The following is a 22622-nucleotide window of genomic DNA, read 5'->3' as shown; positions in this document are numbered from 1 at the left end:
TAATCCGATCTCGTTGAACAGCGCATGCGGGGCACCGACAAGAGCAGCCGAGCCGTCGGCACCCTGCTCAATCGTCGCGAGGTCGCCAACCAGTGCCATCACCGTTTGGCACGTTGCGGTGGGAGTGCGTCGCTTCGCTAAGGACACTCACCGGGGCAGAACTATCAGCGACCGCGAAGACGTGTTTGTGTGCCTACGACCATCATAACGCGCAGCTATCGACTCCATGGCGCGACATTGTTTCCCATTCGCCGCACGGAATTCCATGCTTGAACGGTACCGTGCTCACCCAGCGCACAATCATGTCTTCTGCTGTGACGACGGCGCGTCTGGGTGGGGCACTTCGACATCGCGACAGATGGCGTCGCAACGAGATACGACCATGTTTTCAGTGATATTCGAGGTCCCCCTAATAAAGAGAACTGGGATGACTACTTCGAAAATGCCAGGATGCTGCGCCCCGAGTTGGAGCAGGTCGAGGGTTTCGTCGACAACATCCGCTACAAGAGCCTGACTCGTGAGGGCTGGATCGTTTCGCTTTCGAACTGGCGGGACGAGAAGTCGCTCGTCCGATGGCGCACCCGTGTGCGCCATCATGACGTCCAGCAGAAGGGCCGCGACGAAATCCTCGCGGACTACCACCTGCGCGTCGGCCAGGTCACCGCCGACAATCAGGTGCCTGCCGGATAAGTCCTCGCAGAGCAGCGGCTCGACGAGACCGAAGTCGGGGACGGAACGACGGTCACGCTGATCAATGCGACTCGCCCGGCGGAATGGAAGCAGACCGAGAACCCGTACGACTGCGGCGAATGGCTCGGCCTGAACCCGTGGGCCGCCGACAGCACGTCCTGGGACATCTTCGATGCCGTGCTCACGCCCGGCAACCTGATCCTGCTCATATCCTGGAAAGACGCCGCCGCGGCGCAGGCCTACGAGGACGCTTCCGGGCCGAATGACAAGGCGAGCGTCCGCAGAGTGCGGATCGTGCGCGATTACGGCAAATGCGACCGTCGTGAGGCGCCTCGGTACTACGCGGACGCGAAGGGCGGCGAGACCCTCCGCGCTTGACACGGCTCCGCAAACGGGCGAGCAGCGCGGGGAAGTCGCTAAACGCGTCCAGGCCCATTACGAACAATCCGCGTTATGGATTAGCAGCAAGATACTGTTATCCTAGGTTGGCTTGCGATGGCTCTAGCGCCTGGCAACGAGCGCCTCAGCCGCGGTTAGTGCTCGGGCAGAGGGCCTGTCGGCGACGGGTCTCGGCCACAGATCGTTGTCGCTTTTGCATTCAATTGGAGCGACTGGACTGCGTCCGTGGGGTCGGTGATGGCGTTCGAATCCATTGACGATGTCATCGATCATCTTCCTCACTTCATTGAAGAAACCTATAACAAGCAACGGCTCCATTCGGCGCAGTCCAGCGACGGGTTATTTCAGAAAGCCATTTTCCTTCAGATAGTCCGTGGCAACCGACTTTGCCGGCTCGCCGTCAACTTGGATCTTGGCGTTAAGCTTACGCAACTCGTCGGCGGTCAGGCCCTTGAAGATCGGTGCGAGGATCTCCTCGATCTTCGGGTAGGCCTTCAGCACAGCCTCGCGGATGATCGGCGTTGGCGCATAGACCTGCTGCACACTTTTGTCGTCCTCGAGGACCGTCAGCTCGGCTGCTTCAATCGCGCCGTCGGTGCCGTAAACCATCGCTGTGTTGACACCGTTGGTTTGGTCGGCTGCAGCCTTGATCGTGGCCGCGGTATCTCCTCCTGAAAGTACGATTTCCTGTTCAGGCTTCAGCATGAAGCGGTAAGTCGTTTGAAAGGCCGGAAGCGCGCCGGCGGAATTGACGAATTCTGCCGACGCCGCAAGCTTCACGGCTCCGCCCTGGCCAACCCACTTACCGAAATCCGACATCGTCTTCAGATTGTTGGGGCCTGCGACGTCGCGTCGTACAGCGAGCGCCCAGGTATTGTTGGCCGGCGACGGCGTCAACCAGACGATCTTGTTGGCGTCGTAGTCGAGCTTTTTTGCCATGGCATAGCCCTGGTTGATGTTTTTCCAGGCGGGGTCATCTGGCTTGTTGAAAAAAAAGCCGGCATTGCCAGTGTATTCCGGATAGATATCGATCTCACCGGCAGTGATTGCTTTGCGAACAACGGGCGTCGCACCAAGAGCGATGCGATCCTGTGTCTTGATGCCATTCGCCTCGAGCGCGAGTGCAATGACATTGCCGAGGAGGGTCCCTTCGGTATCGATCTTAGACGAGACGACGACATCTGCGGCATGCGCCGCGCCGGCGGCAAGGGCATATAGTGAGACTGCAACTGCAAACTTCTTCAGGGACAAAACAACCTCCGTAGGGACTTAGTCAAAGACAGACAATTATTCAACGGCGCTGAAACAGCCTCAACCATACGCGGTCGATGACCGGAGACAGTCGCATTGCGCGGCGTTCAAAATCGTAGACCAACGACTACGCGGAATGAGAACTGATGTTTTAGTTGGTACAGCCGTATCGCCAACAGATTGTCGCCTGCGACGGTAAATTGGAAATGCCGAGCCGCAATGAAGTCAATAACACAAAGTTATTGGGACGGGTCAAAGCATTGGCGGTTGAGAGGTTCGCAAATGTGTCTGGAACGCCAGGACGCACGCCTCGTAGGTTGTATGCGATCTCAGACTGGCCAATTTTGCTCAATTTACAGGGGCCCAATAAAAATCAGGAGGCAAACAGCGGACGCGCAAACGGACGCGACGCGAGAGCGATCTTGGAAGCGCAGTAACGGAGAAATGGAGTAACTGCAGACAAAGATCACCAGGCTCGCCAGAAGTCCATTTTCTCGCACGCCAAGTGCAATCGCAGAGACCACAACCAGCCCCGCGAGAACCCGAAGGAACCTCGAAGTCAGGGACACCTGACCTGTTTCGAATAATGTTATGAGTTGGGGCAAGCTTAGACTGGTTGCGGCGGATAGAAAAAAATATGGCACCCAATCCGGCCGCATACCTACCCGCCTCACGTTCGATCCGACAGAGCTTAAATAGTCTGTGCCAAGCCAGATTTTGCCAGTATTTCGATGGTTCGTCCCGCTCCTCGAAGGCATGGATTCCATTACCTGCAAGCATCTCAAGCCTCCGCGCGATACCATTTCGGTGACGACCTTGCTTTGCCACAATGCCGACGCATCGACATCTGCGCTCGTATCGAGCGCAACGCGATGGATCGCCAACCGATATCTCGTTCAGCGGTCATCCCCGAACGGCAACGCATCGTTGGATCGTGGATCGTGGGCCTCCGGCTTCGTTGCCGATCTGCTGAAATGTTATCAGGCCCAAGGGCGGTCATAACTCCGCGCCCCTATGTGTCCGATATTGCTTTCTAAGCGCCTCCCCTGTCGCCTGCTTTCGCCAAGTCCAGCGTCGGGGTTATTGCAGCTGTAAAGGCGCCACCGATCGAGATCACGGCGGCTAATAAGAGGCCGACTTCGTAGCCAGACTCGAAAGACGCGACACCAGCGGCCAGCGCCACGCCGGCGAGCTGTGCAATCCGGCTCGCAGCATTGTTGATTCCGGAGGCAAGCCCTTCGTCCATCTGGTCAACGCTCGACAGGACAGACGCGGTGAGCGGTGCCACGAGCACGGCGAAGGACAAGCCGAGCAGTGTCATTGGCCCGATCACGCCGAGCATCAAAGATTCCTCCTGACCGAGCGCCATCCAGACATAGGCTAGTGCCGCGCCAGCGGGCCCCGCGACGAGCATGACCCGCGCGCCAATCTTGTCCGCCACCCCGCCGAACACGCCCGACAGGAGTCCGACGCCGAGCGCGAAGGGCAGGAACGCCAATCCGGCATCGGTCGCCGGCAGGCCGCGGCGATCGACGAGATCGAATGGGAGTAGGAAGAACATGATCGAAACCGCCCCGTAGATCATCAGAGTGGCGACGTTCAGCCCGAGGAAAGCGCGGTTCTCCGCCAGGCGAGGTGGTGTCATCGGGTGTTTGCTTCTGCGTTCCCAGAACGCATAGACGGCGAGGCCGACAATGCCAAGCGCAGCGACGGTCGCAAGCACCGTACCCTTTTGGGCCGGTGTATCTGCCGCGACCTGAGCTTCAGCAGGGCCGATCTGGCTGAGCGCCCAGGCGAGCGCCCCGAGCGTTGAAGCCAGGACCGCCGCGCCAATCACGTCGAACCTGCGTTGGATGCGGCCATCTTTAGGCGCGAAGACCACCAGAACTCCCACTGTTACGACTGCGATCGGCGGATTGATCCAGAACACGGATGGCCAGCCAAAGGTCTCGGTCAGCCAACCGCCCAGGACGGGGCCACCGGCGGTGGTGAGAGCCGACGCCGCCGCCCAAATGCCGATTGCCCGGTTCCGCTCCGCGCGCGGATATGTGGCCCCGATCAGGGCGAGGCTGGCAGGGGTGACGATCGCGGCGGCCGCTCCTTGCACGACGCGTGCAGCGATCAGCCAGGCGGGCGAAGGCGCCAACGCGCAAGATGCGGATGCCAGACCGAACAGGACGCAGCCGAGCGCGAGCATCCGCGCCTTGCCGTAAACATCCGCAAGCGCGCCGCCGATCAATGTCAGCGAGGCGAGCGCCAGCATATACCCGTTGAGAACCCATTGAACCGAGGCGAGGTCCGCACCAAAATCGGCGCGCAGTCTCGGCAGCGCAACGGGCAGCGCGGTCGCATCTATGAACGCCATTGAGGACGCGAGCACACAGGCCGTGAGCACCATGCCCCGCTGGCACGGCGCTTCCCTCCCGAGCTCACGCGGGCAGGGCTCGGCATCGATAACGCCGCGGCCACACTGCTCTATAAACGACTGCGTCATTCATCGACCTCCCCGCCAATCTTCTGCTGTTCCTCCGTTATTCGCAGAACATTTGAATAAACCTGAGCAAAAGCGGTTGAACAGGACCAGACGGAACTCGCCGACCAAATGGCCAGGCAACGGATCTCGCCGCCGCCGGCGTGAGCAGAGGCAAGAGAGGGAAATACATTTTGCGGCATCACAATCGTACTCCTTGTTTGAACTGTCTGAGAACGCTCGTCGACCGCAGCTGGGGCTGTCGCGATTTTGCACGATCATCCGAGCCCGGTCTGGCCGCCAGGATCACCTGGAACGCCCTGGTTTCAATGCCCCTTGAAATGGCCTCGGCAATCGCGGAGGTCGATTCACGCACAAAGCCAAGTTTTGGCCCGGCGAGGTTCGAGTTCAGCATCGGCATCTCCATTCCTTCGGGGTAGACGGTCAGGACATGGATGCCCTTCCTTTTTAAGTCACGCCGCAGCGCCTCCCCGAAATGCCCTAGCCTGATCTTCGCCGCAGCGTAGGTCGCGTAGAACGGCGCGCCGATCCGCGCGATACCGGAGAAAACATCCACCACCATTGCGTCTCCGCTGTCGCGCAGCAGTGGCAACGCCGTCCGGGTCAGGAGGAGTGGGGCGGTCACGTCGGTCATCGCCTGCAGCTCGGCGTCATCCATGTTCTCCAGGCGACCACCGCCCGGCATCCCGCCGGCAGAATGCACAAGGACATCCAGGCCGCCGAGGGTGGCAAGAGCCTGCTCGAGCCTCGCGTCGCGGCCTCGGATGGTCACGGCATCAGACACTATGCCGTGGACCTCGGCGCTAACGCTTTGCAGGGATCCGACAACTTTGGCGACGACTTCCGGGCAGCGTCCGCTGATCGCCACTTTCGCTCCCTTCGCCAACAGTATCCGCGCCAGGGCAAGGCCGATTCCACTTGACCCGCCGGTGATGAGGACGCGCTTGCCGGTGATGTTCATGTCTACTCTCCCACGAGCTTGTGTTACGTCCTCGTACCGAAGTTTCTGACGTCGTACGGTTCGTGCAGCTCGCTGGAGGGGTCCCCGAACGGACGGTTCACCTTTCGACCACGTGCGACTTCCGGGCCCGACACCCGGCTGTGCGAAGCGGCTGACCGTTGGCTCACACGAGAACTGCTTGGGTCCGCTTCAGATCCTTGACCAGCATCGCCGTTGCGTGCCGCGCGAGCGCCTGTGTCGGGGCGTTGGTATTGCCGCTGGTGATGTTCGGCATGATTGAGGCGTCGATCACCCGGAGGCGCTCGATCCCGCGGACCCTGAGCCTCGCGTCAACTACCGCTCGCGCGTCCTGACCCATCCGGCACGTGCCGACCGGGTGCCACATTGTCGTCACGGCACGCTTTACCCATTCACCGATCTCGGCGTCCGACTGGATGTGCAGCCCGGGCTCGATTTCTTCCTCGATCACCGGCGCCAACGACTCCTGCGCCATAACCTTGCGGATCGCGCGTACCGCACCCACGACGGCCCTCAAGTCTTCCTCCTCGCCGATGAAGTTCGGGTGGATGAGGGGCATCGACGTCGGGTCGCTATCGGCCAACCGTACCCAGCCACGGCTCTTGGGCCGAAGCACTACGAGTTCGAAGGTAATGCCGGAGCGGTCCCCCGTCGGGCTGAGTTCCTGGTTCGCGATGATAGGAGCGTGATAGCATTGGATCGTGGGGTCGGCGGTGAAGTCGGACGGATTCCAGTGGGAGACCGTCTCGATACCATTGCCCGACGCAGGGCCATCCTTGGTCACCAAATAGCGGAGGCCCGCCTTCACGCTGCCAAGGCCATGCGCGGCTGCCTGATAGCCGAGATCACCCGTCACATAACCACGGACAGGTACCATCGGATGGTCCTGGAGATTTTCGCCCACCTCCGGGGAATCGACGATCACCGGGATGCCGTGCTGGCGAAGCTGCTCGGCTGGCCCGATGCCCGAATGCATGAGGATCGTCGGGCTATGGACGCTGCCGGCCGAGAGCACAACCTCGCCGGCCATGATCCTCTCGGGGTCCTTGCTCAAAAGCTCGACACCAACCGCCCGCTTGTTCTCGACGAGGATGCGAACGACGGTCTTGCCTGTGAGTAGGATCACTCGGCCCGACGCGAGGTGCGGACGCAGATAAGCATCGACCGCGCTGCACCGCCGTTGATTTCCGACCGTAGACTGCACCGGCGAGACGCCGATCTGGCTTTTGCCATTGTAGTCGGGATTATAAGGAATCCCATATTCCTGGAATGCCTTGAGACAATATTGGTTCAGCTTATTGATTCCCTTCGGCAACTGGACCGCCAGGCCACCATTGATGCCGTGATATTCGTCATGGAAGGTGTCGTTATCTTCCTGCGCCATGAAGGCGGGAAGCAGGTCTTCATACGACCATTTGCCGGTCTTGCCGACCGCGTCTTGCCACGCAGCGTAGTCGCCTTTTTGCCCGCGCACGTAGGCCATTGCATTGATCGAGGAGCCGCCGCCGAGGACCTTGCCCGAGCGATATGCTCGCTTGGTGCCGTGTTGGGGAACCGTCTCGTATTTCCAGACATGCCGGTCGTGGGCCAGCATTTTGGCGAAGCCGGCGGGAATGTGGATGAACGGATCGCGATCCGTATCGCCGGCTTCGATCAAGGCGATCGATGCATCGGTGTGCTCGGCGAGATAACTCGCGACGACACAGCCGGCCGCGCCCGCGCCAACAATGACAATGTCGTAGGTTTCCTGGGACATCCGTGTCTTTCTTCTCTTTCGCACCGCTATTGTGGTTCAATCAACGCCCGCCACGGCGCGCGCTATCGCGGCACCTGATTCCGAGGTTCATTGGATCATGCGTTGGAGGATGACTTTCCCATGCTCGTGAGGGAAATCACCTCTCGCCATAAAGTCGATAGAGGATCGTTATTGACGCTCGCCGCGCGGCACGATGCCGTAGTAGGAATGCCACGATCCAATTTACACCTGCGCAACCGACATTGTTATTTTGCCGAGACTTCTAATTCGCGTTCGGTTGGTCGTTACGGACGAACGCGGATGATCGTTTTCCCGCTGATCCGCTTGGTCGGATTTAAGGCGGCGATGGCTTCGTCGAGGGTCGCGATGTTGCCGATGTTCGTCCGCAGCCGCCCGTCACGCAACCGCTCTATGATCTCGCCCAGTTGGGCGCGGTCGGACACGAGAACAAAGTCGACCGCGAGGCCGTCGGCGGGGCGCGCCTCGGCTGGCCCAGCGATCGTCACCAGTGTTCCTCCGGCCCGGATCAGGTCTGCGGACCGCTTCTGGATGTCGCCGCCAATGACGTCGAAGACCAGATCGACTGCGCCGACGTCTTCGAGGACGTCGTTGTCGAGGTCGACGAATTCTTGAGCGCCGAAGTCGAGCGCCTTCTGACGGTCGGCGGCACGGCCGGTGCCGATGACATATGCACCGGCTTCACGCGCGAGTTGCGTCACCATCGTCCCGACTGCTCCGGCCGCGCCGTGTGCGAGGATGCTCTGACCCGCCTGAAGGCGGCCGTGCTGGAACAGCCCCTGCCACGCAGTCAGGCCCGGCATCGCCACGCTGGCGCCCGCCGTAAAGTCGACGTCGCCCGGCAGGGGCGCGAGGTTGCGTGCCTCGATCGCCACATACTCGGCGAGCGTGCCGCCGCGATACTAGTCCGAGAGACCGAACACCCGCTGTCCCACCGATAGACCCGTCGTGCCGTAGCCGAGAGCCGTGACCACTCCGGCCAGCTCTTGGCCGGGAATCGACGGTGTTCGGTCACGGTCGAGGCGATCGGTCCAGGTCGAGGGCCACGTCAATTCGCCCGAAGTGAATCCTGACGCATGAACCCGAACGACGACGTCGTTTATCGCTGCCTGCGGCTCGGGCCGCTCCATCAGCGTCATCCCGGCCATTCCCGCAGCCTGGTCCGTCACAACGATCGCCTTCACCGTCCGTCTCCTTGTCCGTGGTCATCTTCCGAGTTTGTTGCATGTAAGTGAAAATAGGACCGCAAAACTCGATGGTCCAATGACCTGCGGCTATGGAATCGATGCCGTCGACGAGGCGCCCGAAAATCAACGGCCCGAATAAACTTCTGCTTCTGACGTCTATCGGCCGGCCGCGATGGTGAAATTCGGCTGCTTGTCACCTGTGGATTGGGAAAAATCACCACGGAGGGTGATCCCATCCGTCGCCTCAACTCTGTTCGATTTCGCCGTTCGGTCCTCCCCTTGCATATGGTTTTGCATGCTCGGGTGCGGAGATAGTCATGGAACCCTGATTTGGTGCCAATTCATCCTGACGTTGTCGGCCCATATGAAGCGCCCGGACGCATTCCCAAGGCTCTATCCTGGGTGCATCCGGGCTTTGGCGTTACGTTCGCGTCACATGACGCCCCGAGGACCCTCGGAGATGGTCGACGCGACCGGATCGGGTTCAGATCGATCCAGCTGGCCTGACGGCGGGAAAGTCCTTCTCGGGATCGAACACGTTATTGAAAAAGTTCGTCAGGGAGTACATTGCGACCAGCGCGATGATCTCCATGATGTTCGCATCCGTGTAGCCGGCATCGCGGACGGCTTTCACATCGGCGTCACTGACCTGCCCGCGGGTCTCGATGACTTTGCGCGCGAACTGGACGGCGGCGTCCCGCTTCGGGTCGCTGGCATGGCCCTTCCGAGCGAGAATGATTTCATCGGCTGGCAGCTTGGCCATATGCTCGGCGGTGAAGCTGTGAACCGTCAGGCAGTAGTTGCAGCCGTTCACTTCTGAGACAGCAAGGCCGATGCTGTCGCGCGTCTTCACGTCGAGCGCCTTGCTCATGGAGCCGAGCAAGGTGGCCCATGCGTTGAATGCGATCGGGCTCAGCGCGAAGGTCGCCAGCATATTTGGGGTGAAGCCGATATTCTTGGTGAACATATCGAGGGTCGGCTTGGAATCGGCCGGCACCTGTTCCGGGCTCGGTGCTGCAGTTCTGGGCATGATAATCTCCGTAAGGTATTGGTTTTATTATTAATTATACGAAATCCAGTACGTCGGCCACCGGACGGCGCGGCTTCTGCCGCCAGTTTCCCGGACGCTCCGCCCCTATGGACAACAGCATGACCGGCACTTCATCCTCGGCCAGTCCGAACTCGCGGTGTACCGCTTCCGCATCGAAACCGATCATCGGCGTCGAACCGAGGCCCAGCGAGCGGGCCGCGTAGATCATCGCCGCCGCCCCAAAGGTGGCGGACCGTACCGCCTCGTCGCGCTGGCGCTGCGGGTATTCCATGTACAGATCGCGCGCAGGGATTTCCCACTCCGGGACCAACCTCTCCGCCATGATTCCCGCTTCCACCACCGGTGCCAGGCGATCCGGTATGACGCTGGAGTCGGCCAATTGGCCGATGACGATAAAGGTAACCGCCGCATCGGTGATCGCGGGCTGACTCCAGGCGATCGGACTCAGCCGAGCTTTGGCCTCACGCGAGCGCACCGCGATGAAGCGCCAGTTCTGCAAGTGGAAGGATGTCGGTGCGCTGGTGCCGATCCGCACGAGTTCACGAATTTGATCGTCGCTCAGAGTGGCGGCAGTGTCGTAGTATTTGGCGGCACTGCGGCTCAAAATCGTTTCGATCACGGGGTTGGTCATGGTGATTGCGTCTGTCATGGCTCGTCCTCATCAGGTGGTTACGAGCCTGAAATTAGACCTAGCCTATGGTATTTTCGAGACGTAAATAGCTCAATAAAATGCTCAAAAGGATCAATATGACGCGGCTCTCGCCAAACGGCGGCCACCGCGATAGGCTAATGTGTCTGGCGCTCATTCAGACCGCAACGAAAACAAAGCGCGTCTACTCGCCCTCGTGCGCCAGTCGGCGCCATTCCCCCGGCGTCATCCCCATCCTGTCGGCGAAGACACGCCGGAATGCCGATATGGATTGATACCCGACGGACTCGGCAACGGCCTCGGTGGTCATTGTCGGCTTCTTTAGCTCATTGGCGGCCAAGCTCATGCGGATATCGGTCAATAAGTCGGCTGCCGAGCGGCCCAACTTGTGCTGAAAATGGCGCATGAAGGTGGCCCGCGACATGCCGCACAAGTCGGCCAGATCGGTCAGCTTCCAGGGCTGCGTCGGATCGGCGAACAAAGCTGAAATGGCCGGGCCAGTCGGGGATTGCCGGCTAGCGCCATCAAGCCCGCCGGGGCTTGCTCGGATTCGCTTGCCGCGCGCAGTACCAGTGTGAACAGCGCCGAAGAAAGCGCGTTGAGAACGGCGCGTCCTCCCGCTTTGTCGCCGGCGGACTCCATCCGCATCAGTCCTACGAGACTGGCCAGATGGCTCGAAGCGGACCCGATAACCTCTTCACCATTGCTATCCATGGCGCGTACCACCAGATTCGTAGGCAGGTAATTCCGGATCAGCCGATCGTGGGGCGGCGCGATAAAAAATCGCCCACACAGCAGATCGAGATGCTCGCCCTGTCCATCATTCTCGCTTAGCGTCCATCCCGCGGAGCCCCGGCGTTCGTGGGTACGGCCCGGCGGGTGGCCGCTGCCATCGTGCAGGACGTGCGCCGACCCGTGAGGCAACAGCACGATATCTCCAGCCACCAGCTCCTTGGCTATCTTCGTCTCGGGATCCTCGATAATTGCTCGGCCGTTGAGGACGACGTGGTAAGGAACCTCGTGCGCCGCGGACCGGGGCCAGGCCACGCGCCACGGCGCACCGTAGGCGCAGCGAACCTCCAGTTGGCCGGTGATGGTGATGATTTGTGACAGATGGCTTAGCCAGTCGACTTGGGACATAGGACCTCGGGAACTTGAAACGTTCGAGCATCTTATCGTAGTTGCCCACCGGGCATACGCCCTACGTGGCACCGTGTGCGAACTGATCGAGGCATATTGAGCAAACTCCTTCGGGGAACTGATCGGGCCAGACTTCGTAAACCACCGTCGCGAGCTTGTTCACACGGGGTCTTGTTCACCAAGGCTGCGTGACGGTAATCGTCTATCGCTGCGGTGCCGGGATCGCGGAGGATAGCGATGCACCGAGAGGACGGACCCGTGGCGGCCTGTCATGCAAATCGTTTTCGGTACTGGATGAAACCCGAGCGATCAGCGATGCGATCGTAAAGCTGCATCGCGTTATGGTTGGATTCGTGCGTTAGCCAGTACACACGGCACGCCCCGCGACGTCTTGCATCCGCATAGACATGTTCGATCAGAGCGCGGCCGATGCCGCCGCCACGCGCATCGTCGGCAACAAACAGGTCCTGAAGATAGCAGTAGTCGTCCGTCGTCCAGGTGGATCGATGGTAGATCGAATGCACTAGCCCCGATGCTTGTTCGCCCATCATGGCAAGCGCCGCATGCATCGGCTCGACCGGGTCCAGGAAGCGTGCCCAAGTGTTAAGCGTCACGGACTCGGGGATATCCACTTCGTAAAATCGCTGATAGCCTTTCCACAGCGGAAGCCAAATATCGAAATCGTTGCTTTGAACGGGTTTGACCTCAACCGATTGCATGGAATGCTCCTGAACTGAAGGGTGGTAAGGATCTGAAAATCGGCCTGAAGTCGTGCACGGGCCGGCGTCCGAGGTGTTCATTAATCCTTACACAAGTATTGCGGCCGTCTTTGGTCCGTCGACATTGCAAATTCCATCCCCGAAAACGGCATGAGGCGGCTCCTGGTGGCGCGGAAGGGCCTTCCCCTGCCCTTCCCGCTTGCTCCCCTTCCACCGACCTCCTCTAGACTGCCGTCACTTCCAGCCCGCGCTGCACCGCCGGACGGGCGAGGCCGCGGTCGAGCCACGCTTGCACATGAAGAAAGCGATCGAAGCCGACGATCTCGCGCGCTTCGTAAAAGCCGATCAGGTTGCGTACCCAGCCGAGGAGCGAAATATCTGCGATGCTGTAGTCAGCACCCATCACCCAGTCGCGGCCCGCAAGCCGTTCGTCCAAAACACCGAGCAGCCGCGCCGATTCGGTTGCATAGCGGTCGCGCGGGCGCTTGTCCTCATAGGCCTTGCCTGCGAATTTATTGAAGAAGCCGACCTGGCCGAACATCGGCCCGACTCCGCCCATCTGCCACATCACCCACTGGATCGTCTCATAGCGGGTGTTGGGATCGGTCGAGATAAATTGTCCAGTCTTGTCGGCAAGATAGAGGAGGATCGCGCCCGATTCGAACAGCGCGAGCGGTGTGCCGCTCGGCCCGTCGGGGTCGTAGATTGCGGGGATCTTTCCGTTGGGGTTCAGCGCCAGAAAGGCCGGGTCGTGGTTTTCATTCGCCATGATGTCGATCCGGTGCGGCTCGTAGGCAAGAGCCGTCTCCTCGAGCATGATGCCCACCTTCACCCCATTGGGCGTCGGGAGCGAAAAGAGTTGCAGCCGATCGGGGTACCGCGCAGGCCAGCGCCCGAAAATTGGATGATTGTGTGTCATTTTCTTCCTCCTATGTGAGCGGCACGTCTTAGCGGCCGGCACTTAGCCCGCCGTCGACGTGCAGGATCTCTCCAGTGATGAACGGTGCCGCGTCGAGAAAGAGAATCGCGTTGGCAATATCGCTTGTTTCACCCATGCGTCCGATAGGGTGGAAAGCTCCCAGTGCTTCATGAGTTTCGGGTGCGTGCATAGGCGTCTTTATGATCCCCGGAGCGACGGCGTTCACGCGAATGCCCTTCTTCGCGTACTCGATCGCCAGTGACTTCGTGGCAGCGTCGAGGCCGCCCTTCGTCATAGCCGCCAAGACCGAGTAGATCCCACTGATCGCGGTGTGACTTATGCCGGCCGTGACGCTCACGACATGGCCACTCGAATGCTTTTCCATTTCGGCGATCGCGCGTTGCGTGATGTGATAGAAACCGGCCATGTTCACATTCATCACCGCGTCGTAATCTTGGGCAGTATGTTCGGTGAAGGGCTTTCCGATGTAGATGCCGGCGTTGTTCACCAGCGTATCGATCCGGCCAAATCGCGCGACGCCTTCGGAAATGACGCGTATGGCGGTTGCGGGATCACCGATATCACCCGCGATGCTCAGGATGTTCTCGTCGTCCGACCGCTTGATCGAACGCGAGGTCGCGACAATGCGATAGTCGAGCTCTCGGAATGCCGTGACGACTTTGGCGCCGATGCCTTGCGACGCGCCGGTGACGACGACAACCTTCTGTGGCTTGTTCATGCTTTTACCCCGGAAAATAAATTATCCTGACGTTGTCGGCCCATATGAAGCGCCCGGACGCATTCCCAAGGCTCTATCCTGGGTGCATCCGGGCTTTGGCGTTACGTTCGCGTCACATGACGCCCCGAGGACCCTCGGAGATGGTCGACGCGACCGGATCGGGTTCAGATCGATCCAGCTGGCCTGACGGCGGGAAAGTCCTTCTCGGGATCGAACACGTTATTGAAAAAGTTCGTCAGGGAGTACATTGCGACCAGCGCGATGATCTCCATGATGTTCGCATCCGTGTAGCCGGCATCGCGGACGGCTTTCACATCGGCGTCACTGACCTGCCCGCGGGTCTCGATGACTTTGCGCGCGAACTGGACGGCGGCGTCCCGCTTCGGGTCGCTGGCATGGCCCTTCCGAGCGAGAATGATTTCATCGGCTGGCAGCTTGGCCATATGCTCGGCGGTGAAGCTGTGAACCGTCAGGCAGTAGTTGCAGCCGTTCACTTCTGAGACAGCAAGGCCGATGCTGTCGCGCGTCTTCACGTCGAGCGCCTTGCTCATGGAGCCGAGCAAGGTGGCCCATGCGTTGAATGCGATCGGGCTCAGCGCGAAGGTCGCCAGCATATTTGGGGTGAAGCCGATATTCTTGGTGAACATATCGAGGGTCGGCTTGGAATCGGCCGGCACCTGTTCCGGGCTCGGTGCTGCAGTTCTGGGCATGATAATCTCCGTAAGGTATTGGTTTTATTATTAATTATACGAAATCCAGTACGTCGGCCACCGGACGGCGCGGCTTCTGCCGCCAGTTTCCCGGACGCTCCGCCCCTATGGACAACAGCATGACCGGCACTTCATCCTCGGCCAGTCCGAACTCGCGGTGTACCGCTTCCGCATCGAAACCGATCATCGGCGTCGAACCGAGGCCCAGCGAGCGGGCCGCGTAGATCATCGCCGCCGCCCCAAAGGTGGCGGACCGTACCGCCTCGTCGCGCTGGCGCTGCGGGTATTCCATGTACAGATCGCGCGCAGGGATTTCCCACTCCGGGACCAACCTCTCCGCCATGATTCCCGCTTCCACCACCGGTGCCAGGCGATCCGGTATGACGCTGGAGTCGGCCAATTGGCCGATGACGATAAAGGTAACCGCCGCATCGGTGATCGCGGGCTGACTCCAGGCGATCGGACTCAGCCGAGCTTTGGCCTCACGCGAGCGCACCGCGATGAAGCGCCAGTTCTGCAAGTGGAAGGATGTCGGTGCGCTGGTGCCGATCCGCACGAGTTCACGAATTTGATCGTCGCTCAGAGTGGCGGCAGTGTCGTAGTATTTGGCGGCACTGCGGCTCAAAATCGTTTCGATCACGGGGTTGGTCATGGTGATTGCGTCTGTCATGGTGATTCCTATCGGTGAAGGGAAGGGTTGCGTTGAAAGAGCGGTTTCCCTCTCTCGTTGCTGGATATGCTGCAGGTATGGAGCCAGTTCGACATCACACGCCCGGCGCCATGGGTAGGTTCGCGGATTGCCCTCGGCAGGGTTGACAGGAGGCGGCCAGCCGATTTGGACAGCGCCGGCCGGCTGTTCCCGCCGCCTGGTCCGTCACAAAGATCGCCGTTACCGTCCACCTGCTGTGGTAGCTCGTCATCTTCCGAATTCCTCTGCAGACGAGCGAAAATAGGACCGGCGAAACGCGATGGTCCAATGACCTTTGGCTATGGAGTTGATGCCATCGCCACGGTGCCCAAAAATCAATGGGTGGTACAGACATCTGCTTCTCACGTCGAAAGCAGCGTTGGCGGACGGGTGTGGGAACTGGAGAATGCCAACGGGCGTCATCGATCTGCGGCGGAGCAGATCATCGTCGGGGTCTGACGGCCGGCGCCATGCGGCAAACCCAGACGCCCGACAACCAATCCCCCCAACACGGGAGATGGCCAGTGAAGCAGCGGGAGTTTGAAAGTATTGACCGGCGCCTCTGCGGTAGAGTCGCAGGCCAGTACTCGGTCGTCGCCCGAAATCAAGTGGGCTGAGCCAGGTAAAATGACGAGACTGGCGAAGTCATTTTTTCGGACCGAGGACCGAAGCGCCATGTTCTTCAAGGATCGGGGCCGCGGGACCCTCAGCCGACTAGTTGCCGCCACGGCTGGCCGACCAGTTCAGACGACTGGAAAACGCTGGATTAGCGGCAGCGAACGATGCTGCTCGACAACGGGCGCTACAGCTTGCTCTTCTGGCTTTCCGTTCTGTTTTGCAAGTTCGTTCACGAATGTCTCGACGCCTTCAAACGAAGTCGGCACCGCCAACATAGAATTGACGGTTACGGCCGTGCCTTCGGTCAATTTTGCGATCGCCCGTGCGATCGCAAGCTGCGCGTTTTTGCTCGCAGCGTGTTGGATCATCTCCGTCGGAATGTTCAGCGTGGATTCCGACGAGACGAAAACGATACGGCCCCAATTACGCCGGAACATCCCCTTCAGGTAAGCGCGCGACAGACGCACACCCGACATCACATTGATATCGAAGAAGCGCGTCCAGTCTTCGTCGGTGGTGTCGAAGAAATCATTCGGCTCGAAAATACCGGAATTATTGATCAGGATGTCGGTGCTCGGCACCGCTTCAACCAGCTTCGCACAGCCCGTTGCTGTCGACACATCGGCGGCGACCCCGCGCACTTCAGCAAACGGCACAACCGTCGTGATCGACAACATTGCAGCATCCACTCCGGCTTCCGTTCGGCCATTGACGACAACGCTCGCGCCGGTTCCCGCAAGCCCCCTTGCGATGGCAAGACCGATGCCGTTAGTCGAGCCGGTCACGACTGCGGTTTTGCCCGACATATCGATTTTCATGGAGTACTCGTTAGCTAGTATTAGGGCCAGGGAGCTCTGGCCGATATCATTCGTCGGAGGCGGAAGCATCCTCTGCCTGAGATCCGGCAAGTTGACGCACTTTGTTGAGAATGTCGGTTGGCTCTTGGCGGATTGTAAAATCGGGCTCGACGAAGGCACCCCTGACGACGCCGTCTTGATCGATCACGAAAGTAGCCGGGATTGGCAGCATCCACTCGGTCGATCCATGACGGTGCCCGAAGTCGTAACCTTGCCCCGCATAGTGCGCCTTGGTTTCGTCAGGGACACGAAATAGGACGCCGTAGGATATTGCCGCGCCATGGTCGACGTCGGCGAGCATCGTCAGGTCGAGGTTCAACTGCCGTTTCAACTGCCTCGGCAGATCACGGGTCTCCGGAGACACGACAACAATGTTCGTCTTCAGACTATCAAATTCGGCCTTGACCGCCTGAAGAGCGCTAAGCTCGGCGTTGCAGAATGGGCACCATCCACCCCGGTAGAAGCTAACCACAAGCGGCGCTTCGCGACGAAGCTGTTCGGACGAATGAAGTCGTCCATGCGCATCGGGCAGAAGAAAATCTGGCGCCGTGTCGCCAACCTGCAATGCGCGTGACGCGACATCAATCTTGCGAAGCCAATCGACGAGCTGAATGTACGCTTCACGGTCAGCGCCACTGAGGCCCGCCAAAAGCTCGTGACGCATCTGACTGAGGGTCTTGGTTAAATGGTCGGACATCAATTCGACGTTCATCTGCACACCGGGCATCTCAAGAAATTAGCAATATGCGGGGTCATGCGGACAGACCGGTGGCTTCGAGGTGGCTGTTATGTGATGTTCTGTTTGGCGGGGCGCTTCTGTGTGGAGCGACCAGTCGCGCAACCGCACCACCTTTATGAAGGCATCAAGCGCCGGTGAGTAGCGGCGGCCCTGTACCGCAAGAAGCCGGACCTCTCGCCATACCGGATCCCCTTCGATCGGAAGCGCCTTCAGTGAGGGTAGCAGGGGCATATGCTCGGGAGCGAGGACTATTCCAAACCCGGCGGCTGCCAAATGCTGCAGGTGCAAGTCCCGGCAACTGCGATGATTGTGATGCGGCGGCGCGTCGGGAAAGTAGAGACGATGAAACTTTGGAGCCATGTCACAGTAGGAGCGATCCAGGATAGTGGCTTCGCGAAGCGCGTCCATTCCGATCTCTGGAAGGTCTGCAAGTTCATGCGACGGAGCGAGGACGGCGACACAGCGCTCTTCGAACAGCGCCCAATCGTCGATCCGTTCTGGCGTATCGTCAAGATCGCCGACCAGGGCGACATTGACTTCGCCCTCCAGCAGGAGTTCGACAAGGCGGCTTGGCGGCTCTTCTCGAAGCTCGACATAGAGGCCGGGGACGAATTTGCGAATTTCCGCAATCGGCTCGACAATGAGCGACGCGGAAATCGATGGGGCGAGACCGATCGTTAATGGAGCGACTTCCTTTTGCCGAAACTCACGCGCCCGGCGTCGAACGGCCTCGGTCGATGCAAGGGCGCGCTCGAGCATGGGCAGCACAGCTTTGCCCAAGTCGGTGAGATGGGTGAGCTGACGTTCCCGGTAGATGAGCTCGCCCCCAAGTTCCTGCTCGAGCTTTTGCACGCCCTTGGTCAGTGACGGTTGCGTAACGTTACACATCTCCGCGGCACGCGTGAAGTTCAGCGTGCTTGCGACAGCTAGAAAGTACCGAACCTGATGGAGTTCCATGGTGTTCACCGTCAACTATTTCCGTGACTACTGAGCCCGGGCGATGGCGACGCAGCGTCACACCAGCCGCAGGGCGCTAGATCCGAAAACTACGTTGCCACCGGTGCCGTCGAGATGAAACCCGCGTCGGGCATTCCTGGACGGGCGGACACGCTTTATGGAATCCGGCGCAGGCAGCGTCGAGGATTAGTGCATTTGGCATGAGCGAATATCGTTAAGGATGGGAATGAGCTCGGTTGGGTCGCAGCGTCGGGTGTAGTCGGCGCTGACGTCGGCGTACTCGACGATTCCTTCCGGATTTACGACGTACAGAGCTGGCATCGTGAGTGTCCAACTCGCCTCGGCATTCACGGTGGCAAGGTCGAGACCAGATTCCATTTCAGTGGCGCGCAGCTCTCGAGACAGCTTCCAACGCAGGCCGAACGCGTGTGCTACCTTCCCACCGCGGTCGACGAGGCTGGGGAACGACAAGCCATTCGTTCGCTCGGTGGAGCGGCTCTCGTGCGCGGATTGTTGAGAAACCGCGACGATCGATGCACCCAAAGAGCGGAGCTGCCATGCGACAGCCTCGACCGCGCGCAAATCGAGGTTGCAATAGGGGCACCATCCGCCCCTATAGAAGACGATGAGAACTGACCCGGTGCCTAGAAGGTCGCAGGATGAAATCAATTTGCCATCGGGATCGCGCAGGCGGAATCCTGGAGCTTGGTCTCCGGCGTGGACCGCTCTTTCGGCGATGCCCGAGGAAACCAGGTCATCAATAGCTTCCTGGCGGACACGCCAAATATGCGGAGGAGTGTTTTCACGACACTTGTCCCTAAGCGCGTCGAGTTCGTCCTGGAGTCGCATTGCGGTTATCCTCACCGTATTCGGCAGGCCCCTTATCGACATTGAGCGTCGCGTCGCTGTGGCGGTAGTGCTGAAACGCAAATTTGAGATATTCGCGCACGACATGAGCGAGACTCTATCGCTCGGCGCCAATCGTGGTCTCGCGCCACTCCTACGACCTCATCTCAACTTCGCGAGGTCGTCGTCCAAGGACTTGCGCAGATGCGAAACCGCAAAATCGATGAAGAGGCGAATTTTCAATGGCAAGAGCGCCTGTCGGGCGTGAATAATATGGACCGGCGTCGGTTCGGGCTCAAAATCTTCAAGGATGAGGGACAGCTTCCCCTCGGAGACTGGCTTGACGACTTGATATGAGAGGACGTTTGTAACGCCAATACCCGCGATGGCGGCGTCTATCGCCGCTTCGGCTGTATTGATCTTCAATCGGCACCGCGGACGGACTCCGCGGCTCGGCTTGCCGTCCCGAGGGTTGAAAATCCATGTCGACCCAGACGCGAGCGCTGTGTAGGTGACACACATATGCTTGGCCAAATCGTCCAACGTCTTTGGCGTTCCGTGCGCCGAAAAATAAGCGGGACTCCCGCACACGACCCGGCGAATTTCGCCAACCTTGGTCGCAACGAGCGTACTATCAGACAAAAGCCCCGTCCGAACCGCAAGGTCGACGTGCTCATCAACTAGGTCCAGTGTACGATCCGACAGCGTCAAAAAAATACTTATCTGCGGAAACTCCGCCAGGAACGCCGTCACCACCGGGACGACATAAAGCCGACCGAAGACGATCGGCGCCGTTATCGAAAGACCACCGCGTGGGATGTTGTGTTCTCCAGCGGCCTGAGATTCGGCTTCGTCGACGTCATCGAGGATGCGTTTGCAAGCGGCGAGATAGGAGACCCCCGCCTCCGTCAGCGCAAGCTTTCGGGTCGAGCGGATCAGGAGCTGGGTATTGAGGTGCGCCTCGAGATCCGCAACCTTGCGGCTGACCGTCGGAAGAGGAACGTTAAGCTGCCGCCCAGCCGCGGAGAAGCTCCCGGCTTCAACCGCGGCGACGAAATATTCCATTGCTTCCAAACGATCCATCTTCTCTCACTTTTCGAGAGGGCGTCCTCGCCTGATTAACCTATTATTGGGATGAGCAGTAGGCCTTCCTGGTTTCAGGACCGCGACTGGTGAGCCGTGACAGCGGAAAAAGCACCGGCTTGCGGGTCGATGGCAAGAGAGCGCAGGCATCGAGGCTCGTGCATTGTACGAAACCTGAGACCCCGCGAGTATCATAGTCTGCGTGACGCTCAATCCGGATTGATATTCGGGATCTCGAGTTCAGCCAGATCATCCGCATAAGTGGCCTGAGTGCTTGCGTCGTGGCCGGAGGTATCCACGCCCAAATCTGTGTGAATATCCGCACTGATGCCGAGAATTTCGCCAACGGGGCAGAGGTTTGCGGCCTCGAGCAAGAAGGCGCGCTGCCCGGCGTCGAGTTCTCCCTCCAGGAGGAGTGTGCGCTTGAACGAATCTCTTTCGCCCTTCGCGCCGTGGTGGAAGCTGACGCCCACTTCCACCCCCTCCAACGGTAGTTTCTGGCGCCGAGCCTGAAATCGGACGGTCATAGCGGTGCATGCGGCGAGAGATGCGCTCAGAAGGTCATAAGGATTGGGACCGGGAGATAGGTGACCGGCTCCATCCGGGCCGCCGATAGCAAACTGAGATGTGTCGACATGGCCAACCAATGCGCCATGATTGGCGGGGTCGCTTGCGACAACAACTTCGCGGAGCCTGGGTGCGCTATCCTGTGATGTCATGGAGCTTTCCTTCCATTGTATTGTGTATTGGGCGTGTCTCGCAAACGGCGTCGCTAGCCGCCATAGCGTTCGGTCTTGATCACCGCGGCGTCCAATCCTGCCATCAGCGCGCCATCGGCCGCGATTTCGACGAATGGGTTTGATCCACAGATAAAGACATGTGCTGGCATGTGACGGAGCCGGGCAATTAACTCGGCCACCATCGCGTTATCGATGCGCCGCCCAAAGTCGCAGGCGCGCACCGGGGCCTCACGAGTAATCGCCAGCGCCAGCTTGAAGGTCGGGTCAGCCGTCTCCAGCGAGAGCAACTCATCGGCGAACAACACGTCGCGTCGCGTCCGCGATGACAGGAGCAGCGCCGTCGGCGCAGTCTGCGCCAGGTCGCGGCGTTGCCGGATCATCGCCATCAGCGGCACGACGCCAGACCCCGCCCCAATCAACAGTACCGGTGCTGTTGAACGTTCAGGCCACAGGAAGTGGCCGCCGAGCGGGCCACGCAGTTCGATTTCGTCGCCCACGGCCGCGAAGTCATGGAAGAACGGAGAGACTTCGCCGTCCGGGAGGCGTTCGATCGCAAGCTCGATGACATTCGAGGCACTCGGCGAGGAGGCGATCGAATAGCTCCGCAGAGCCACGTAGCCGTCTGGCGCGGTCAGTCGCACATCGACGTGTTGACCGGCGACATGCACGAATGGCTCGTTGAGCCGCAGGAAGAAGCTTTTGATGCTTGGCGTTTGCTGAATGATCCGGGCGATGGTGCATGTCTGCCAGGACGCCGGTCGCGCGCCACCCTCAGTCATCGGTGTATCGCTGCTCACGCCACGGGTCGCCATAAATGTGATATCCGCGCAACTCCCAGAAGCCCGCCTCGTCGCGTTCGGTAAATTGGAGTGCATTTAGCCACTTCGCGGACTTCCAGAAGTAGAGGTGTGGGACGAGGAGTCGTGCCGGGCCGCCATGGTCGCGCGCAAGTGGCTGCCCCTCGTAATTCAGAGCAACCATGGCCTTTCCGGACGCAAGATCTGCAAGAGGAACATTTGTCGAGTAGCCATCGTAGGAGTGTGCGAGCACGAAATCGCTGGGACGCTCGATGCCGGCGTCAGCTAGGATGTCGTCCACGATCACGCCCTCCCAGGCGGTGTTGAGTTTCGACCACGATGTGACGCAATGAATGTCTCTCGTCATCTTGGTCTTGGGCAGCGCGTTGAACTCATTCCAATTCCAAACCTTAATAGTCCTCGGCCCGATCTTAAGGGTAAATTTCCAATCGGCTGTCTCGACGCGCGGGGTCGGCCCCGCCGTCAGCACGGGGAAGTGCTCGACAAGGTGCTGGCCCGGCGGAATTCGATCCAACTGGTCGCCTGCCGAATTTCGGCCGGTAAAGCCTCTAGTCACCATGTTGGGTTCCTTTGCAGCG

Annotated in this window: 22 protein-coding genes and 3 pseudogenes; 3 read left to right on the top strand and 22 right to left on the bottom strand. The window is 59.8% G+C overall.

All coding sequences use genetic code 11. The annotated features are described in order from the left end of the window. Positions 1–450 precede the first annotated feature (450 nt). Positions 451–690, top strand: coding sequence for an antibiotic biosynthesis monooxygenase family protein (locus tag CCGE525_RS39735; protein ID WP_342637455.1), 240 nt, complete (start codon positions 451–453; stop codon positions 688–690). 177 nt (positions 691–867) lie between these two features. Beyond that, the gene (locus CCGE525_RS39730) at positions 868–1068 is read left to right on the top strand and encodes a hypothetical protein (RefSeq protein ID WP_342637454.1); all 201 of its coding nucleotides are present in this window, start codon (positions 868–870) and stop codon (positions 1066–1068) included. A 360-nt stretch (positions 1069–1428) separates the two neighbouring features. Here the strand turns inward: CCGE525_RS39730 and osmF are convergent, their stop codons facing one another. From osmF to CCGE525_RS26010, 14 genes and pseudogenes are all read right to left on the bottom strand, one after another. Continuing rightward, positions 1429–2340 (bottom strand): glycine betaine ABC transporter substrate-binding protein OsmF, encoded by a 912-nt coding sequence (gene osmF / locus CCGE525_RS26080; RefSeq protein WP_205587513.1) that lies wholly within the window; start codon positions 2338–2340, stop codon positions 1429–1431. A gap of 788 nt (positions 2341–3128) precedes the next feature. Then, positions 3129–3280 (bottom strand): annotated as a pseudogene (locus CCGE525_RS39725) (peptide-methionine (S)-S-oxide reductase MsrA); the annotation flags it as partial. Positions 3281–3373: 93 nt separating this feature from the next. Next, positions 3374–4834: an MFS transporter gene (locus CCGE525_RS26070; RefSeq protein WP_245472304.1), complete on the bottom strand. Its 1461-nt coding sequence runs from the start codon at positions 4832–4834 to the stop codon at positions 3374–3376. A gap of 178 nt (positions 4835–5012) precedes the next feature. Continuing rightward, positions 5013–5792 carry an SDR family NAD(P)-dependent oxidoreductase gene (locus CCGE525_RS26060; protein WP_120707205.1) on the bottom strand — a complete coding sequence of 260 codons (780 nt, stop codon included), beginning with the start codon at positions 5790–5792 and terminating at the stop codon, positions 5013–5015. 163 nt (positions 5793–5955) lie between these two features. Next, a complete protein-coding gene (locus tag CCGE525_RS26055) occupies positions 5956–7566 on the bottom strand; it encodes a GMC family oxidoreductase (protein ID WP_120707204.1) in 1611 nt (536 codons plus the stop codon). Between the two features lie 284 nt (positions 7567–7850). Continuing rightward, positions 7851–8768 (bottom strand): annotated as a pseudogene (locus tag CCGE525_RS26050) (NADP-dependent oxidoreductase). Between the two features lie 487 nt (positions 8769–9255). Beyond that, the gene (locus tag CCGE525_RS26045; protein WP_120707200.1) at positions 9256–9801 is read right to left on the bottom strand and encodes a carboxymuconolactone decarboxylase family protein; all 546 of its coding nucleotides are present in this window, start codon (positions 9799–9801) and stop codon (positions 9256–9258) included. 34 nt (positions 9802–9835) lie between these two features. Then, positions 9836–10471, bottom strand: coding sequence for a nitroreductase family protein (locus tag CCGE525_RS26040; RefSeq protein WP_245472303.1), 636 nt, complete (start codon positions 10469–10471; stop codon positions 9836–9838). A 184-nt stretch (positions 10472–10655) separates the two neighbouring features. Beyond that, a pseudogene (locus CCGE525_RS26035) lies at positions 10656–11611 on the bottom strand (AraC family transcriptional regulator). Positions 11612–11880: 269 nt separating this feature from the next. Beyond that, entirely contained in the window at positions 11881–12330 is a 450-nt protein-coding gene (locus CCGE525_RS26030; RefSeq protein WP_120707203.1) for a GNAT family N-acetyltransferase, read from the bottom strand. A gap of 223 nt (positions 12331–12553) precedes the next feature. After that, the gene (locus CCGE525_RS26025) at positions 12554–13249 is read right to left on the bottom strand and encodes a glutathione S-transferase N-terminal domain-containing protein (RefSeq protein ID WP_120707202.1); all 696 of its coding nucleotides are present in this window, start codon (positions 13247–13249) and stop codon (positions 12554–12556) included. A 28-nt stretch (positions 13250–13277) separates the two neighbouring features. Then, on the bottom strand, positions 13278–13988 hold the full coding sequence (locus CCGE525_RS26020; protein ID WP_120707201.1) for an SDR family NAD(P)-dependent oxidoreductase: 711 nt from the start codon (positions 13986–13988) through the stop codon (positions 13278–13280). 164 nt (positions 13989–14152) lie between these two features. Continuing rightward, positions 14153–14698 carry a carboxymuconolactone decarboxylase family protein gene (locus CCGE525_RS26015; RefSeq protein WP_120707200.1) on the bottom strand — a complete coding sequence of 182 codons (546 nt, stop codon included), beginning with the start codon at positions 14696–14698 and terminating at the stop codon, positions 14153–14155. 34 nt (positions 14699–14732) lie between these two features. Beyond that, entirely contained in the window at positions 14733–15368 is a 636-nt protein-coding gene (locus tag CCGE525_RS26010) for a nitroreductase family protein (RefSeq protein WP_245472303.1), read from the bottom strand. A gap of 306 nt (positions 15369–15674) precedes the next feature. Between CCGE525_RS26010 and CCGE525_RS38475 the strand changes: the two genes are divergently transcribed. Next, complete coding sequence (locus CCGE525_RS38475) at positions 15675–15845, top strand: hypothetical protein (protein WP_162950316.1); 171 nt, start codon at positions 15675–15677, stop codon at positions 15843–15845. Positions 15846–16129: 284 nt separating this feature from the next. Here the strand turns inward: CCGE525_RS38475 and CCGE525_RS26005 are convergent, their stop codons facing one another. From CCGE525_RS26005 to CCGE525_RS25970, 8 genes are all read right to left on the bottom strand, one after another. After that, on the bottom strand, positions 16130–16822 hold the full coding sequence (locus tag CCGE525_RS26005; RefSeq protein ID WP_120707199.1) for an SDR family NAD(P)-dependent oxidoreductase: 693 nt from the start codon (positions 16820–16822) through the stop codon (positions 16130–16132). A 46-nt stretch (positions 16823–16868) separates the two neighbouring features. Then, positions 16869–17558: a peroxiredoxin-like family protein gene (locus CCGE525_RS26000; protein ID WP_245472302.1), complete on the bottom strand. Its 690-nt coding sequence runs from the start codon at positions 17556–17558 to the stop codon at positions 16869–16871. A gap of 39 nt (positions 17559–17597) precedes the next feature. Then, positions 17598–18557 carry a LysR family transcriptional regulator gene (locus CCGE525_RS25995; RefSeq protein ID WP_120707197.1) on the bottom strand — a complete coding sequence of 320 codons (960 nt, stop codon included), beginning with the start codon at positions 18555–18557 and terminating at the stop codon, positions 17598–17600. Positions 18558–18743: 186 nt separating this feature from the next. After that, positions 18744–19406: a peroxiredoxin-like family protein gene (locus tag CCGE525_RS25990; protein ID WP_120707196.1), complete on the bottom strand. Its 663-nt coding sequence runs from the start codon at positions 19404–19406 to the stop codon at positions 18744–18746. A gap of 159 nt (positions 19407–19565) precedes the next feature. Beyond that, positions 19566–20486 carry a LysR family transcriptional regulator gene (locus CCGE525_RS25985; RefSeq protein ID WP_120707195.1) on the bottom strand — a complete coding sequence of 307 codons (921 nt, stop codon included), beginning with the start codon at positions 20484–20486 and terminating at the stop codon, positions 19566–19568. A gap of 209 nt (positions 20487–20695) precedes the next feature. Then, complete coding sequence (locus CCGE525_RS25980) at positions 20696–21205, bottom strand: OsmC family protein (RefSeq protein ID WP_120707194.1); 510 nt, start codon at positions 21203–21205, stop codon at positions 20696–20698. Between the two features lie 53 nt (positions 21206–21258). Then, entirely contained in the window at positions 21259–22005 is a 747-nt protein-coding gene (locus CCGE525_RS25975; RefSeq protein ID WP_120707193.1) for a ferredoxin reductase, read from the bottom strand. Next, positions 21998–22603 carry a sulfite oxidase-like oxidoreductase gene (locus tag CCGE525_RS25970; RefSeq protein ID WP_120707192.1) on the bottom strand — a complete coding sequence of 202 codons (606 nt, stop codon included), beginning with the start codon at positions 22601–22603 and terminating at the stop codon, positions 21998–22000. The genes CCGE525_RS25975 and CCGE525_RS25970 overlap by 8 nt, the downstream gene beginning before the upstream one ends. Between the last annotated feature and the right edge of the window lie 19 nt (positions 22604–22622).

Source organism: Rhizobium jaguaris, from assembly GCF_003627755.1.
GTDB lineage: Bacteria > Pseudomonadota > Alphaproteobacteria > Rhizobiales > Rhizobiaceae > Rhizobium > Rhizobium jaguaris.
The sequence above is the reverse complement of the archived record's forward strand: the minus strand, read 5'-3'. Positions and strand labels throughout refer to the sequence as shown.